Source organism: Candidatus Methylomirabilota bacterium (genome assembly GCA_036001065.1).
GTDB lineage: Bacteria > Methylomirabilota > Methylomirabilia > Rokubacteriales > CSP1-6 > MNEF01.
Genome location: DASYUQ010000223.1, coordinates 21,827 through 37,597, shown reverse-complemented (window position 1 = coordinate 37,597; position 15,771 = coordinate 21,827). Strand labels below are relative to the sequence as shown.

General features: G+C 70.3%; 16 protein-coding genes and 3 tRNA genes. 18 read left to right on the top strand and 1 reads right to left on the bottom strand.

Features of this window, described 5'->3' with window-relative positions; all coding sequences use genetic code 11:
• From VGV13_21560 to VGV13_21495, 14 genes are all read left to right on the top strand, one after another.
• The coding region (locus VGV13_21560; GenBank protein ID HEV8643670.1) for an HslU--HslV peptidase proteolytic subunit at positions 1-94 on the top strand (94 nt) is incomplete at its 5' end.
• Positions 91-1,440, top strand: coding sequence for an ATP-dependent protease ATPase subunit HslU (hslU, locus tag VGV13_21555; protein HEV8643669.1), 1,350 nt, complete (start codon positions 91-93; stop codon positions 1,438-1,440). The genes VGV13_21560 and hslU, both read left to right, overlap by 4 nt.
• Before the next feature lie 76 nt (positions 1,441-1,516).
• Positions 1,517-2,350, top strand: coding sequence for an acetylglutamate kinase (gene argB / locus VGV13_21550; GenBank protein HEV8643668.1), 834 nt, complete (start codon positions 1,517-1,519; stop codon positions 2,348-2,350).
• Positions 2,351-2,364: 14 nt separating this feature from the next.
• Entirely contained in the window at positions 2,365-3,561 is a 1,197-nt protein-coding gene (locus VGV13_21545; protein ID HEV8643667.1) for an acetylornithine transaminase, read from the top strand.
• Positions 3,558-4,481, top strand: coding sequence for an ornithine carbamoyltransferase (argF, locus tag VGV13_21540; protein ID HEV8643666.1), 924 nt, complete (start codon positions 3,558-3,560; stop codon positions 4,479-4,481). The genes VGV13_21545 and argF overlap by 4 nt, the downstream gene beginning before the upstream one ends.
• Complete coding sequence (locus VGV13_21535) at positions 4,474-5,679, top strand: argininosuccinate synthase (protein HEV8643665.1); 1,206 nt, start codon at positions 4,474-4,476, stop codon at positions 5,677-5,679. The genes argF and VGV13_21535 overlap by 8 nt, the downstream gene beginning before the upstream one ends.
• A 3-nt stretch (positions 5,680-5,682) precedes the next feature.
• Positions 5,683-6,438, top strand: a complete 756-nt coding sequence (locus VGV13_21530) for a 2-phosphosulfolactate phosphatase (GenBank protein HEV8643664.1) — start codon at positions 5,683-5,685, stop codon at positions 6,436-6,438.
• Positions 6,435-7,004: a CDP-diacylglycerol--glycerol-3-phosphate 3-phosphatidyltransferase gene (gene pgsA, locus VGV13_21525; protein ID HEV8643663.1), complete on the top strand. Its 570-nt coding sequence runs from the start codon at positions 6,435-6,437 to the stop codon at positions 7,002-7,004. Before VGV13_21530 ends, pgsA begins: the two co-directional genes overlap by 4 nt.
• Entirely contained in the window at positions 7,001-7,597 is a 597-nt protein-coding gene (gene plsY, locus VGV13_21520; protein ID HEV8643662.1) for a glycerol-3-phosphate 1-O-acyltransferase PlsY, read from the top strand. Before pgsA ends, plsY begins: the two co-directional genes overlap by 4 nt.
• Entirely contained in the window at positions 7,594-8,583 is a 990-nt protein-coding gene (locus VGV13_21515; GenBank protein ID HEV8643661.1) for an NAD(P)H-dependent glycerol-3-phosphate dehydrogenase, read from the top strand. The genes plsY and VGV13_21515 overlap by 4 nt, the downstream gene beginning before the upstream one ends.
• Positions 8,584-8,599: 16 nt before the next feature.
• On the top strand, positions 8,600-9,598 hold the full coding sequence (galT, locus tag VGV13_21510; protein HEV8643660.1) for a galactose-1-phosphate uridylyltransferase: 999 nt from the start codon (positions 8,600-8,602) through the stop codon (positions 9,596-9,598).
• A 50-nt stretch (positions 9,599-9,648) separates the two neighbouring features.
• Positions 9,649-9,723: transfer RNA gene (locus VGV13_21505), tRNA-Gly, on the top strand.
• Between the two features lie 30 nt (positions 9,724-9,753).
• Positions 9,754-9,829: transfer RNA gene (locus VGV13_21500), tRNA-Cys, on the top strand.
• 242 nt (positions 9,830-10,071) lie between these two features.
• Positions 10,072-10,148, top strand: a tRNA-Leu gene (locus VGV13_21495).
• Positions 10,149-10,382: 234 nt separating this feature from the next.
• On the opposite strand, the gene VGV13_21490 is transcribed toward VGV13_21495, so the two are convergent.
• A complete protein-coding gene (locus tag VGV13_21490) occupies positions 10,383-11,024 on the bottom strand; it encodes a YdcF family protein (GenBank protein HEV8643659.1) in 642 nt (213 codons plus the stop codon).
• Between the two features lie 36 nt (positions 11,025-11,060).
• Here VGV13_21490 and lgt point away from each other — a divergent pair, with 36 nt between their 5' ends.
• Genes lgt through VGV13_21470 form a run of 4 tightly spaced genes read left to right on the top strand, consistent with a single transcriptional unit; the run spans position 11,061 to position 15,761 of the window.
• Positions 11,061-11,852: a prolipoprotein diacylglyceryl transferase gene (lgt, locus tag VGV13_21485; protein ID HEV8643658.1), complete on the top strand. Its 792-nt coding sequence runs from the start codon at positions 11,061-11,063 to the stop codon at positions 11,850-11,852.
• A 55-nt stretch (positions 11,853-11,907) separates the two neighbouring features.
• On the top strand, positions 11,908-13,314 hold the full coding sequence (locus VGV13_21480; GenBank protein ID HEV8643657.1) for an RtcB family protein: 1,407 nt from the start codon (positions 11,908-11,910) through the stop codon (positions 13,312-13,314).
• 46 nt (positions 13,315-13,360) lie between these two features.
• Positions 13,361-15,064 (top strand): TIGR03960 family B12-binding radical SAM protein, encoded by a 1,704-nt coding sequence (locus tag VGV13_21475; GenBank protein HEV8643656.1) that lies wholly within the window; start codon positions 13,361-13,363, stop codon positions 15,062-15,064.
• A gap of 10 nt (positions 15,065-15,074) precedes the next feature.
• A complete protein-coding gene (locus VGV13_21470; GenBank protein HEV8643655.1) occupies positions 15,075-15,761 on the top strand; it encodes a chlorite dismutase family protein in 687 nt (228 codons plus the stop codon).
• Positions 15,762-15,771: the final 10 nt, after the last annotated feature.

The following is a 15,771-nucleotide window of genomic DNA, read 5'->3' as shown; positions in this document are numbered from 1 at the left end:
CCTCGACGCCAAGGCGATCGCCATGGAGGCCATGCGCATCGCCGCCGGCATCTGCGTGTACACCAACGACCACATCACCGTGGAGACGCTGTGAACCTCACGCCCGCGGAGATCGTGGCCGAGCTGGATCGGTACATCGTCGGTCAGGACAAGGCCAAGCGCGCGGGGGCCATCGCGCTCCGCAACCGGTGGCGCCGGCAGAACCTGCCGCCCGAGCTGCGGGACGAGGTCGCGCCCAAGAACATCATCATGATCGGCCCCACCGGGGTGGGGAAGACCGAGATCGCCCGGCGGCTGGCTCGCCTGGCCCAGGCGCCGTTCATCAAGGTCGAGGCGTCGAAGTACACGGAGGTCGGCTACGTCGGCCGCGACGTGGAGTCGATGATCCGCGAGCTGACGGAGCTGGCGGTGAACATGGTGCGGGCCGAGATGGTCGCCGCCGTCCAGGAGAAAGCCGAGCACCTCGCCGAGGAGCGCCTGCTCGACCTCCTGCTACCGCGCAGCCGCGGCGAGTCCTTCAGCAGCGAGTCGCTGGAGGAGGCGGGCGGCGGCCCCTCGCGCGAGGCCACCCGGGAGAAGCTTCGCGCCCAGCTCCAGGCCGGGCGGCTCGACGACCGCCTGATCGAACTGGAGACGCAGCAGCAGACCGTACCCATCGTGGAGGTCTTCTCGGGCCAGGGCATGGAAGAGATGGGGATCAACCTCCGGGAGATGCTCTCCAACATCCTGCCCAGCCGGACCAAGCGCCGGCGCGTGCGGATCGCGGAGGCCCGCCGTCTGCTCGCCCAGGAAGAGGCGCAGAAGCTCGTCGATCCCGACGAGGCGGTGAGCCAGGCGATCCGGCGCGTGGAGAACTCGGGCATCGTCTTCGTCGACGAGCTGGACAAGGTGGCCGGGCGCGAGAGCGGGCACGGCCCCGACGTCAGCCGCGAAGGCGTGCAGCGGGACCTGCTCCCCATCGTCGAGGGCTCCTCGGTGACCACGAAGTACGGCATCGTGCGCACGGACCACATCCTGTTCATCGCCGCCGGGGCCTTCCATGTCGCGAAGCCCGCGGACCTCATCCCGGAGCTGCAGGGACGCTTCCCGATCCGCGTCGAGCTCGACACCTTGACGCGAGAGGATTTCGTCCGCATCCTGACGGAGCCCCGTAACGCCCTGATCACGCAGTACGTGGAGCTGTTGAAGACGGAGAAGGTGGCGCTCACGTTCACGCCGGACGCGATCGATGCGGTGGCCGACCTCGCCATGCGCGTGAACACGGCGACCGAGAACATCGGAGCCCGGCGGCTCTACACGATCATGGAGAAGCTCCTGGAGGACATCTCGTTCAACGCCCCGGATCTCCCCGGCAAGGAGTTGACCATCGACGCGGGCTACGTCCACCAGCGGCTGGCCGACCTCTCGCGGGACCAGGACCTGTCGCGTTACATCCTATGAGCGTGGCCGTGCGAGCCGCAGCCGGAGGCGAGGCGAGCCTGTGAACGGGAACGACCCGCGGCGCGCCGAGATCCTGATGGAGGCGCTCCCGTACATCCGGGAGTTTCGGGGCAAATCGATCATCATCAAGTACGGCGGCGCTGCGATGGAACAGGCGAATCTCAAAGAGAACTTCGCTCTCGACGTGATTCTCCTGCATCTCGTCGGCATCCATCCGGTCATCGTGCACGGCGGCGGGCCCCAGATCGGCGCCATGATGAAGCGCCTGGGCAAGGAGCCGCGCTTCATCGGGGGCATGCGGGTCACCGACGAGGAGACGGTCGAGATCGTCGAGATGGTGCTGGTAGGCAAGATCAACAAGGAGATCGTGGCGCTCATCAACCACCACGGCGGCCGGGCCGTGGGGCTCAGCGGCAAGGACGCGAACCTGATTCGCGCCCACCGGCGCCCGCATCGGCTGCCGTCCGGAGAGGAGATCGACATCGGGCTCGTGGGCGAGGTGGAGGCGGTGAACCCCGATGCGATCAGGCTGCTCGAGCAGAACGGGTTCATACCGGTCATCGCGCCGGTGGGCATCGGCAGCAAAGGGGAGACGTACAACATCAACGCGGATCTGGTGGCGGGCGAGGTGGCGGCCGCGCTGGGCGCCGAGAAGCTCATCCACCTGACCGACGTCCAGGGGATCCTCGACGCCTCGGGCCGGCTCACCAGCACGCTGAGCCGCCAGGACGCCGAGCGCCTCGTGCAGGACGGAGTCATCGACGGCGGGATGCTGCCGAAGGTGGAGTCGTCCCTGCGGGCGCTCAAAGGGGGCACGGCCAAGGCGCACATCATCGACGGCCGGCTGCCGCACGCCATCCTCCTGGAGCTCTTCACGCGCGAGGGCATCGGCACCGAGATCGTCTTGTGAAAGGGTCGACGGCGATGGACACGAAGACACTGCTGGAGTGGGCGGCCCGGTACCACACTCCGAACTACGGTCGCGCGCCGATCTGCCTGGTGCGGGGCGATGGCGTGCGGGTGTGGGACTCGGACGGCCGCGAATACCTCGACTTCGCGGCGGGGATCGCCGTGGTCGCCCTCGGCCATTGCCACCCCACCATCACCGGGGCCATCCGCGAGGCGGCGGCGACGCTGCTGCACGTGTCCAACCTCTACCACACGGCGCCGCAGATCCACCTGGCCAAGCTCCTCTGCGATCACTCCTTCGCCGATCGGGTCTTCTTCTGCAACTCGGGCGCCGAGGCCAACGAAGCGGCGCTCAAGCTCGCCCGCAAGTATGCCAAGGAGCGGTTCGCCTCCGACCGCTTCGAGATCGTCGCCACCCGCGAGTCCTTCCACGGCCGCACGCTGGCGACGGTGACGGCCACCGGCCAGGAGAAGTACCAGCACGGCTTCGAGCCGCTCATGCCCGGCTTCAAGCACGTGCCCTACAACGACCTGCGCGCGATGGCGCGCGCCCTCGACAACCGCACCGCGGCGATCATCGTCGAGCCCATCCAGGGCGAGGGCGGCGTCAACGTCCCCGACGACGACTACCTCCCCGGCCTCCGGAAGCTCTGCGACCAGTCCGGGGCCCTGCTGATCGTCGACGAGGTCCAGACCGGGCTCGGCCGCACCGGCAAGCTCTGGGCGTACGAGCACGCCGGCGTGGAGCCGGACATCATGACGCTGGCCAAGGCGCTCGCCAACGGCGTGCCGATGGGCGCGATGCTGGCGCGTGAGGAGGTGGCCCGGGTGCTCACGCCCGGCACGCACGCCTCGACCTTCGGCGGTACGCCCTTCGTCGCGTCGGTGGCGCTGGCGACGCTCACCACCATCATCGGCGAGAAGATCCCGGAGCGTGCCGCCCGCACGGGCGCGTACCTGATGGAGCAGCTCCGGGCGCTCGCCAAGCAGCGGCCTGTCGTCCGGGCGGTGCGTGGCCGGGGGCTCCTGATCGGCGTGGAGCTCACCCGGCCGGCGGCGCCGCTGGTGGACGCCTGTCGGGACGCGGGGCTCCTCGTCCTCACCGCGGGCGAGAAGGTGCTCCGGCTGGCGCCGCCGCTCATCGTCGACCAGCGGGACTGCGACCGGGCGCTGGCCACGATCGACGCCACGCTGGCCCGGTCGACGTCGTGAGCCACTTCGTCTCGGCCGCCGATCTGACGCGCGAGCGGGCGCTCCACCTCTTCCGGGTGGCGGGGGCGCTCAAGCAGCGCTGGAAGTCGGGCAGCCGGGGCGCGCCGCTGGCCGGGCGCACGATGGCCCTGATCTTCGAGAAGCCGTCCCTGCGGACCCGCGTCACCTTCGAGGTGGGGATCGTCCAGCTCGGCGGGCGGGCCGTCCACCTGGCCGGCCAGGAGATCGGGATGGGCACGCGCGAGTCGGTCCCCGACGTGGCCCGCAACCTGTCCCGCTGGGTCGACGGCATCGCCGCCCGCGTCTATGCGCACGACACGGTGGAGACGCTGGCGCGCCACGCGACGATCCCCGTGATCAACGGGCTCAGCGACTTCGAGCACCCCTGCCAGGCGCTGGCCGACTACTTCACGCTGTGGGAGCGCGGCATCGACGTGGCCGCGATGCGGCTGGCCTGGATCGGCGACGGCAACAACGTGTGCCACTCGCTGCTCCTGCTCGGGGGCCTGCTGGGGACCACGCTCACCGCCGCCTGTCCACCGGGCTACGAGCCGGACGCGAACGTGCAGGCGACCGTGCGCCGGCTGGGCGGCCGGCTGACGGTCACCCACGATCCCCGCGAGGCGGCCGCCGGCGCCGACGTGCTCTACACCGACGTCTGGATCAGCATGGGGCAGGAGGCCGAGCGCGAGCGGCGGCTCGAAGCGTTCGCTCGCTACCAGGTGAACGAGACCCTGGTCGGGTTCGCGAAGCCCTCCGCCCTGGTGATGCATTGCCTGCCCGCCCACCGCGGCCAGGAGATCACCGACGCCGTGCTGGACGGCTCACGAAGTATTGTGCTCGACCAGGCGGAGAACCGGCTCCACGCGCAGAAGGCGATCATCCTGGAGCTGCTGGGCGGATCCCTGGATGATGCCTGATCCCAAGCGGGTGGTGCTGGCGTACTCGGGCGGGCTCGACACCTCCGTGATCCTGCGCTGGCTGATCGAGCGGTACCGCTGTGAGGTCATCGCGTTCTGCGCCGACCTCGGCCAGGGCGAGGAGGTGCTGCCGCTCCGCGACAAGGCGCTCCGGACGGGCGCCGCCTCGGTGCACGTCGTCGACCTGCGGGAGGAGTTCGTCCGGGACTTCATCTTTCCGATGCTCCGCGCCAACGCCGTCTACGAGGGCGGCTACCTCCTGGGCACCTCGATCGCGCGGCCGCTCATCGCGCGGGCCCAGGTGGAGATCGCGCGGCGGGAGAGCGCCGACGCCGTCGCCCACGGGGCCACCGGCAAGGGCAACGACCAGGTGCGCTTCGAGCTCACCTACGCGGCGCTGGCGCCGCACCTGCGCGTGATCGCGCCCTGGCGGGAGTGGGAGCTGACCTCGCGGACGGCCCTCATCGAGTTCGCCCGGCGCCACGACATTCCCGTCCCCGTGACCACCGAGCGGCCGTACAGCACCGACCGCAACTTGTTCCACATCTCCTACGAGGGCGGCCTCCTGGAGGACCCCTGGGCGGCGCCGCCCGACAAGATGTTCCTGCTGACCAGCTCGCCGGAGGCGGCGCCCGATGTCCCGGAGGAGATCGTGATCGACTTCGAGCACGGCGATCCAGTCGCCCTGGGCGGCGAGCGGCTGGGGCCGGTCCTGCTGCTGACGCGGCTGAACCGGGTCGGCGGCGAGCACGGCATCGGCCGCGTGGACGTGGTCGAGAACCGCTTCGTCGGCATGAAGTCTCGCGGCGTGTACGAAACGCCCGGGGGCACGATCCTCCACGTCGCCCGGCGGGCGGTGGAGTCGCTGACGCTCGACCGCGAGGTGCTCCACCTGCGCGATTCGCTCGTGCCGCGCTACGCGGAGATGATCTACTACGGCTTCTGGTTCGCCCCCGAGCGGCAGGCCCTGCAGACCTTCCTGGACGAGTGCGCCGGCGACGTCACCGGAAGCGTGCGGCTGCGCCTGTACAAGGGCAATGTCATCGTCACCGGGCGTCGCTCGCCGCGCTCGCTCTACCGGACCGACTTCGCCACCTTCGAGGCCGATTCCGTCTATCGCCCGCGGGACGCCGAGGGGTTCATCAACCTGAACGCGCTCCGTCTCCGGATCCGCGCCCTCCGAGACCGTCAGAGCTAGGGCGTGCTGATCGACGTCGCGCCCACGGCTGAGGCGCTGAACCCGTCCCAGCTCCGGGCTTCGACCGTGCTGGTCGTCGACGTGCTCCGGGCCAGCACCACCATGATCGCCGCGCTCGCCAACGGCTGCGCCGCGATCGTCCCGGTGGCCGACGCCGAGGAGGCGCGGCGGCGGGCCCGTAGCCTTCCCGGCGCCAGCGTCCTGGTGGCCGGTGAGCGCCGGGGCCAGGCGATCCCGGGCTTCCACCTCGGCAACTCGCCGCTGGAGTTCACGCCGGACCGCGTCCGCGATACCATCGTCGTCTTCACCACCAGCAACGGTACCCGCGCGCTCCTGGCCGCCCGCGGCGCGCCCGCGGTCGGGGTCGGCGCGCTGGTGAACCTCAGCGCGGCCGCGGCGTGGGCGCGGGCCGGACGCCGCGACGTGACCGTGCTCTGCGCCGGCCAGCGGGGCGCCGTGTCGCTCGAGGACCATGTCTGTGCCGGTCTCCTGGTCGAGCGGCTTCTCCGCGAGGAGCCGGGCGCGTCGGCGACGGCTACCGCAGTCGAGGCGCTCCGCGTGGGCCGTCAGTACGGCCACGACCTGGCCCAGCTCGCCGAGGCCTCGCCGTGGGCGCGCCACCTGGCGCGGGTCGGGCGCGCCGCCGACGTCGCGGCCTGCCTGATGCTCGACACGGCAACCCTCGTCCCCGTCTACCGGGCCGACGTTGACAAGGTGGTTCCGGGGCCGCGATACTCGTGCGGGGTGGTGGTGACGTGAACTTACCGATCGGTCTCACGCTCACGCGCATCGTCGCCGTCCCGCTGCTGATCGTCTTCCTGATCTCGTCCTCCCGCGTCCACGCGGCGATCGCCGCCGGAATCTTCATCCTGGCCGCGCTCACGGACTGGGCGGACGGCGTGCTGGCGCGGCGGCGCAACCAGGTCACCACGCTCGGCACGCTGCTGGACCCCATCGCCGACAAGCTGCTGGTCGCCGCCGCCCTGGTCTCGCTGCTCCAGATCGACAAGCTGGCGGCGTGGATCGTGGTGGTGATCATCGGACGCGAGCTGGCGGTGACCGGGCTGCGGGCGGTCGCGGCCGGAGTGGGCGTGATCGTCCCCGCCTCGCGCCTGGCGAAGTGGAAGACGGTGAGCCAGTACGTCGCGATCACGATGCTGATCATCGAGAAGAGCGTGGGCTCGCCGGCCTTCCACATGGCCGCCACCACCGTGCTGTGGGTGGCCCTCGGCCTCACGGTCGTCTCCGCCGTGGACTACTTCTACCGCTTCTTCCGGAAGGCCGACTACCGCGCGATCGTGCCGGGCGAAGAACGCTGGTCGTGACCACGCTGGCCGCGGTCGTCGCCGCGTACCTCATCGGGGCGGTGCCGGTCGGGTTCCTGGTCGCCCGCGCCTTCGGCATCGGCGACATCCGGCGCCAGGGCAGCGGCAACATCGGCGCCGCCAACGTGCTGAGAACCGCGGGGCGGGTGCCGGCGCTGCTCACGCTGGTGGGCGACGTCGCGAAGGGCTACGTCGCCGTCGCCGCCGGCGGAGCGCTGGGGGGCGCCGCGCCGGAAATCACCGCGTCGGCGGCGGTGGCGGCCATCGTGGGCAACTGCTGGTCGGTGTTCCTGCTCTTCCGCGGCGGCAAGGGCGTGGCCACCGGCCTGGGGGCGTTCCTCAAGCTCGTTCCGCTGGCGACCCTGCCCGCCGCCGTCACGTGGGTCGCCGTCACCATGACCTTCCGCTACGTCTCGCTGGGATCCCTGATGGCGGCGCTCTGCGTTCCCGTGGGCGCGCTGCTGTTCGGCTATCCGCTGGCCACGGTAGCCGCCTGCGCCGTCGCGGCGACGATCGTGGTCCTGCGCCATCATGAAAACATCGCTCGGCTGCTGGCCGGCAGCGAGCGCCGACTCGGCGAGCGGCGGGCGTGACGATCGGCGTCATCGGGGGCGGGAGCTGGGGCACGGCCCTGGCCATCCACCTGGCCCGGGCCGGCGGCGCCGTCCGCCTGTGGGCGCGCGAGCCCGAGGTGGTCGAAGGGATCCGGAACGCGCGGCGGAACCCGTTCTACCTGTCCGACGTCGAGTGCCCGCCCGGCATCCAAGCCACCGGGGATCCGGGCGAAGCGGTGCGGGACGCCGCCGTGGTGATCGTAGTGGTCCCATCCGAGTTCTTCGCGGCCACCCTCAAGAACGTCGGAGGGATCCCGCCGGACGTGCCGATCGTTTCTGCGACGAAGGGCCTCGATCCCGAGCGGCATCGGCGGATGAGCGAGATCCTCCTCGAGCGCTACCCAGGGGCGCCCCTGGCGGCGCTGTCGGGCCCGACCTTCGCCCGCGAGGTCGCGCTGGGGCAGCCCACCGCCTCCGTGGTCGCCTCGCGCGATGAAGCGCTCGCGGCCCGCCTGCAGTCGATCTTGGGCAGCCGGGAGTTCAGGCTCTACACCAACCGCGACGTCCCCGGCGTCGAGGTCGGCGGCGCGCTCAAGAACGTGATCGCCATCGCCACCGGCCTCGCCGACGGCCTCGGCCTGGGGGAGAACGCCCGCGCCGCCCTGATCACCCGCGGCTTGGCCGAGATCACGCGGCTGGCGGTGGCGCTGGGCGCGCAAGCGCGCACGCTGGCCGGCCTGGCCGGGATGGGCGATCTCGTCTTGACCTGCACGGGGAGCCTCTCACGCAACCGGGGGCTCGGCATCGCGCTGGCGCGCGGTAGGACGCAGGCCGCCGTCGAGGGCGAAACGCGCATGATCGCCGAGGGCGCGCGCACGGTCGCCTCCGCGCTGGCGCTGGCCGCCCGCCACGGCGTGAGCCTGCCGATCTGCGCCGAGGTCGGCGCCGTGCTCTTCGACAAGAAACCGCCGCGCGACGCGCTGGCCTCGCTGCTGGGACGCGCGGCGCGGCCGGAGGACGACTGAATGTCCGGAGCGCCAGATGTCTGAGCTGCGGAAGGATCCCGTCGTCGGGCGGTGGGTGATCATCGCCGCCGACCGCGCCCGGCGGCCGTCCGACTTCGGGCCCGAGCCCGCCCGGCCGCGACTGACGAACTGCGCGTTCTGCGCCGGCCACGAGGACACGACGCCGCCCGAAATCCTGGCCGGCCGGCCGCCCGGCGGGGAGCCCAACGGGCCGGGCTGGTCGTTCCGCGTCGTCGCCAACAAGTTCCCCGCGCTGCGCATCGAGGGCGAGCTCGAGCCCTCGGGCGAGGGCGCGTTCGACCGGATGAACGGCATCGGCGCCCACGAGGTCGTCATCGAGTCGCCCGAGCACGCGGCGTCGCTGACCACGATGTCCGTGGATGCCGTGGCCGACATCCTGCTCGCCTTTCGGGAGCGCGTGCTGGATTTGAAGAAGGACGCCCGGTTCCAGTACGTCCTGATCTTCAAGAACCACGGGGAGGCGGCCGGCGCCTCGCTCGAGCACCCGCACTCCCAGCTCATCGCGACGCCCATCATCCCGATCATGGTGGGCGAGGAGCTGGCCGGCGCCGCCAAGTACTACGAGATGAAGGAGCGCTGCGTGTGGTGCGACATCCTGCGCCAGGAGCGCCGGGGCCGGCGGCGCCTCGTCCTCGACGCCGACGGCTTCGCGGTCCTGGCCCCGTTCGCCCCGCGGTTTCCCTTCGAGACATGGATCTTGCCCGCGCGCCATCGCTCGGCGTTCGAGGAGTCGGGCGTGGACGACCTGCGCGCGCTGGCGGGCGTGCTGCGGGACTTCCTGGGGCGCATGAATCGCACGCTCAACGACCCGCCGTTCAACTTCATGCTCCACAGCGCGCCCCTGCACGAGCCCACGCTCGACCACTTCCACTGGCACCTGGAGATCATCCCGAAGCTGACCCGCATCGCCGGATTCGAGTGGGGCAGCGGTTTCTTCATCAATCCGGTCGCGCCCGAGGACGCCGCGGCGGCCCTCCGCGAGGCGGGCGAGTGAGTGGCGCCGAGACCGCCATGGTAATATAGGGCGCTGTCGGCGCCGGGGACGCGGGAATAGCTCAGTGGTAGAGCACGACCTTGCCAAGGTCGGGGTCGCGGGTTCGAATCCCGTTTCCCGCTCCACCGCCTCACGCCGATTCGGGCCCGCCTGAAGGCGGCGTAGCCAAGTGGTTAAGGCGGAGGTCTGCAAAACCTCTATTCAGCGGTTCGAATCCGCTCGCCGCCTCCATTTTTCTTTCTCGGTTGTCGACGCGGGTTGGCGTCATTGCCGACGAATCGCCCGTGGCCGTGTCGCCGAGGAGCCGGCGCCGTGGTCTGGGGCGCCGTGGTCCGGATGGCCGCGCCGGCGATCGCCGGCCACCCGTCAGCGGCCATGCGCTGATGCTTCATCGCAGTGGGCATGCCATGAAGGCGATCGCACGGGTCCTGGCGGTTCCGCGCTCGACCGTGCGATATTGGCTCGAACGGTATGCTGGTGTAGCCCAATCGGCAGAGGCCACCGACTTAAAATCGGTACAGTGTGGGTTCGACTCCCACCACCAGCACCAGCATCCAGCCGACGCATACCTGCTCGGCATGTATCTCGGTGATGGTCACATCATGCAGGGCCCGCGCGCGTACGTCCTCCGGGTCTTCCTCAACCAGAAGCAATGCGATGTCATCGAGCGGGTGGAGACCGCCATGACATGCGCTGATGGCCGAGCCCGCCGCGCCTTGACACCGGTACCCAAGGGGTTCCGTCAGGATCGCGCGTGATCCCGTCGTAAGCGTCGGGCGGCGCCCTACTCCCTGCGGTCGAACGTCGGCAGGGGGCTACCGAGGAGGAAATGCGCGATGGCCGCCAGCTCGTGGAGGCTGTCCTCGAGGTACCGCCGGGAGCGCCACCACCGCCCGGGGTCGAAGGGCTCGTAGGGAGTCGGATGGACGAGCGCCGGGATCCTCGCCTGATAGCGCGCGTTCCAGACGACGCGAACGCGACGGGTGTGCTGAGGTGACGTGACGAGAATCACGCGCCGGAAGCCGCGGGCGCGGGCGTGCTCGAAGTCGACCTGCAGCTCCTGGGCGGTGTTGTCGACCTGCCGCTCCAGCCTCACGATCGCCTGCCGGGGAACGCCCGCGTACTGCAGGGCCCGCGCCGCCCTCTCTTGCAATACGGGCTCGCCCGCCAGTCGCCGCGCCACCGGGGTGGGGTCGCGCGCCAGCGCGAGAACGACGACGGGCGCCAGCCCGCGCCGGTAGAGGGCGGCCGCCTCGACTTCGCGGGCCGGGGTCCCGCCCTCGAGCACGATGATCGCGTCGCTGGGCTCGACGCGATCGGCCACCACCAGGAACGGGCCGACCGCCTGGACGCCGAGGACGAGCAGGACGGCGAAGACGCCGACGAGGAGCAGGGGGACCGCGCGCCGAAGGCGTCGGAGCTTCATTGGACGACGGACATGCGCCAGGCTATCTTACCTGAGATGTTCGCCTCCCCCGGAGCCATCGCCTTCGAGATCGGGCCGCTGGTCATCCGCTGGTACGGCATCCTGATGGCCACCGCAATCGTCGTCGGCCTCTGGCTCGGCCACCGCCAGGCGCGCCGCGACGGCCTGCCGGCCGACGATATCATCAGCGCGGCGCAGTGGGCCATCCTGGCCGGGCTGCTGGGCGCGCGGCTGTACGAGGTGATCTTCAACTGGGATTATTACGGCCAGTACCCGACCAAGATCGTCGCGGTGTGGGAGGGCGGGCTCGCCATGCACGGCGGTCTCATTCTGGGGCCGCTCGTCGGCGTGTGGCTCGCCTACCGGTGGCGGCTGCCGGTGCTCCGCAGTCTGGACGTGGCGGGGCCGGGCCTCGCCATCGGGCAGGCGATCGGGCGATGGGGGAACTTCTTCAACGAGGAGGCGTTCGGTCGCCCGACGGAGTTTCCCTGGAAGCTCTACATCTCGCCGGCGCATCGCCCGCCCGGCTACGCCCAGTACGAATACTTCCATCCGACCTTCCTCTACGAGTCGCTCTGGGACTTCGCCGTCTTCCTCATGCTGGTGGCATGGCTCCGCCCGCGGCTGCGGGAGCGGCCAGGGGCGCTCTTCTTCGTCTACATCGGTCTCTACTCCGTGGGGCGCTTCGCGATCGAGTCGCTGAGGCTGGACAGCTTCTGGCTCGGCTCTTTCCGGGTGCCGCAGCTCGCCAGCGTGGTCGGAGTCGTCGTCGCCGTGATTGGGCTGGCCTGGACGCGCCGCCGGGCGACTCCCGCCACCGCGAGCTGAGCAGCCGCGCGCCTCACGCCCCGGGGCGACAGGTGCCCGCTACAATGACAACGACATGGGCGTGAAGGTCGAACAGGTCGGACCCTATCTCTGGCGGATCCCGCCCGACGCCCGGCCCGGGATGCGCGTGCCTGCCCTCATCGTCGCCGACGAGCTGCTGATGGCGCAGATCCGGAACGACGCCTCCCTGGAGCAGCTGGCGAACGGGGCCACCTTGCCCGGTATCGTGAAGGCGGCGCTGGCGATGCCCGACATCCACCAGGGCTACGGGCTGCCGGTGGGCGCCGTGGTTGCCACCGACGCGGTGCGCGGCGTGGTGAGCCCCGGAGCGATCGGCTTCGACATTAACTGCGGTGTGCGGCTCCTCCGGACCGAGCTCGGGCAGGCGGAGGTCGTCCCGCGCGTGGCGTCGCTCGTCGATGCGCTGTTTGCGGCCATTCCCACCGGGGTGGGGTCCCAAGGGCGCGTCAAGCTCGGCGCCCGGGAGCTCCGGCAGGTGATGGAAGCGGGCGCGGCGTGGGCGGTCGGGCAGGGTTGGGGCGAGGGCGACGACGTCGAGCGGCTGGAGTCGAACGGATGCATTCCCGGGGCGCAGCCCGAGCACGTCTCCGAGCACGCGCTCGAGCGGGGGCGGCGCCAGCTCGGAACGCTCGGGTCGGGGAATCACTTCCTCGAGGTCGAGGTCGTCGACGAGGTCTACGACGAGGCCGCGGCTGCGCCCCTGGGGCTGAGCGAGGGCGCGGTCACCGTGTTGATCCATACCGGCTCGCGCGGACTCGGCCACCAGGTCTGCACGGATTCCCTGAGGCTGACGGAGCGGGCGCTCAAGCGCTACGGCATCGCCGTGCCCGACCGCCAGCTCGCCTGCGCGCCGGTAGACTCGGAGGAAGCCCGAACCTATCTCGGCGCCATGCGGGCGGCGGCGAACTTCGCCTTCGCGAACCGCCAAGTGATCACGCACTGGGCGCGCGAGGCGTTCACGCGGACCCTGGGACTCACGCCGCACCAGCTTGGCATGAGAACCGTCTACGACGTCGCCCACAACATCGCCAAAGAGGAGGAGCACGAAGTGAACGGGCAGCGGCGGCGGCTCCTCGTCCACCGCAAGGGCGCCACCCGGGCGTTCCCGGGCCAGCCGGTGCTGGTGCCGGGTGACATGGGACGCTACTCCTTCGTCCTGCTCGGCACCGAGGTCGCGATGCGGGAGACGTTCGGCAGCACGTGTCACGGCGCCGGCCGCGTGATGAGCCGGACGGCCGCGGTCAAGGCCGCCCGTGGCCGCTCGATCGCGAGGGAACTCGAGGGACAGGGCGTCCTGGCCCGCGCCACCGGTCGCGACGCTCTGGCCGAGGAGATGCCCGAGGCGTACAAGGACGTGAAAGACGTCGTGGAGGTCGTCCATCGGTTCGGCATCTCGACGCGCGTGGCCCGCCTGAGGCCGATCGCGGTGATCAAGGGATGAACGCGCGCCGCAGGGCGGCCGCGAGCGGATGTGATAGAGTGAGCCGATGTCCTGGTCATTAAAGAAAAAAACTCAGGGGCGGCTGGCGCAGGAGCAGGGCACCATCCGCAAGGACTGGGGCGGCAAGGTCCCCGTCGCCCTCGTCTACCCCAACACCTACGCCGTCGGAATGTCCAACCTGGGCTTCCAGACGATCTACTGGTATCTCAACCAGCTGCCCGACGTCGTCTGCGAGCGGGTGTTCCTGCCCGACCCCGAGGATGCCGACGAGCTCAGGCGGACGAGCACCCCGCCCTTCTCGCTGGAGTCACTGCGACCCCTGTCGGACTTCCACATGATCGGCTTTTCGATCACCTACGAGGGCGACTACATCAACGCGCTCAGGCTTCTCGCCCTCGCGGGGATCCCGCTGCGCGCCGCCGACCGCGGCTCGCACGACCCGCTCGTGCTCATGGGGGGCGTGTGCGCGTTTTCCAACCCCGAGCCCATGGCGCCCTTCATGGACTTCATCGCCGTCGGCGAGGGCGAGGAGCTCGTCGGCGAGCTGATCCAGGCCTATCGCGAGGGCTACCGCGAGCGTCAGAGCTTCCTCGACCGGCTCGTGACGATTCCCGGCATCTACGTGCCCGACCGGTACACGATGTCCTACCAGCCCGACGGCACGGTGGCCGCGGTGCTGCCGGGCGAGGGGGCGCCCGGGATCGTCACCAAGCGCCGGCTCAGCGACGTCAACCGCTTCGAGACGATCTCGCTGGTGAAGACACCCCACGCGGAATACGGGCACATGGCGCTGCTCGAGGTCGGCAAGGGGTGCGGCCGCGGCTGCCGCTTCTGCCTCGAGGGCCAGGTGTACCGGCCGGTCCGGCACCGCTCGGTGGCCTCCCTCACGGAGACGATCGCGAAGATCGCGAAGGATGCCGACGGCAGGCGGATCGGGCTGGTGGGCGCCTGTGTCTCCGACTACCCGTGGATCGGCGACCTGCTCAAGGTGGTGGAAGATCAGGGGCTCGAGCTGTCCATCTCCTCGCTTCGCGCCGACAGCCTCACCCCCGACCTGGTGGCGTCGCTGGCGCGCGGTGGCCACCGGACGCTGACGGTCGCGCCGGAGGCCGGGACGGAGCGCCTGCGGCGGGCGATCCGCAAGATGATCACCGACGAGCAGCTCTACGCCGCCTGCGCGCTGATCCGGGGCCACGGGATCCCCAACCTCAAGTGTTACTTCATGATCGGCCAGCCCACCGAGACGCTGGAGGACGTCGAGGCGATCCCCGACCTGGCGCAACGGATGCTCGAGCGGCTGCGGGTCCTCGACCCCCACGGCAAACCCTTCGGCCGGTTGACGCTGTCGATCTCGTCCTTCGTCCCCAAGCCCTGGACGCCGTTTCAGTGGGCGCCGTTCGACACGGTGGAGTCCCTGCAGAACAAGCTGGAGATCATCAAGCGCGCGGCGCGGCGCTTCCCCAACGTGCGCGTCCTGCACGAGAACCCCCGCGAGGCCGCGCTCCAGGCGCTGCTGGCGCGGGGCGACCGACGCGTCGGAGACTTCCTGGAGCTGGCCACCCGCCTGGAGGGCGACTGGCGGCGGGCCCTCCGGGAGTGGGACGCCGACGCCGCCTTCTACACGACGCGGGAGCGCCCGGTCGACGAGCGGCTGCCGTGGGATCATTTCGACGTGGGCGTGAAGAAGGCCGGACTGATCCGGGAGTGGGAACGAGCCCGGGCCGAGGCCGCCCCGCACCCGGTGGGCTAGGAGGACGCGCGTGGAACAGACACCGCCCGGCTACTGTATGCTCTACACCTTCTTCAAGGCGCGGCCGTCCTGGTTCACGCTCGCCAAGGCCGACAAGAGCCGCGCAATCGCCGAGTATCTGGCCAAGATCGACGACTTCAAGAACCGCCTGACCATTCGCGCCTACTCGACGATCGGCCTGCGGAGGGACACCGACTTCCTGCTGTGGCTGAGCTCGCGCGAGCTGCCGCCCATCCAGGCGCTGACCGAGGGGTTGCGCACGACGGCGATGGCGCCCCATCTCGACAACACCTACACCTACCTGGCCGTCACGCGGGAGTCACAGTACGTGAAGGCCCATCCCGACGAAGAGGCGGTGGTCACGATGCAGCCGGGCCAGTCGAAGTACCTCTTCGTCTACCCGTTCGTGAAGACGCGCGAGTGGTACCTGCTGCCGATGGAGGAACGACGCCGGATGATGGCCGAGCACATCCGCACCGGTCACCGGTTCCCGGCCATCCGGATCAACACGGCCTACTCCTTCGGAATGGACGACCAGGACTTCGTGGTCGCCTTCGAGGGCGACGATCCCAAAGAGTTCGTGACCCTGCTCATGCAGCTCCGGGAGACCGAGGCCAGCCGCTACACGGTACGCGACACGCCTCAGCACACGTGCGCGCGGCACCCGCTCGAGGAAATTCTCCAGGCGCTGGGGTAGCATCGACGCG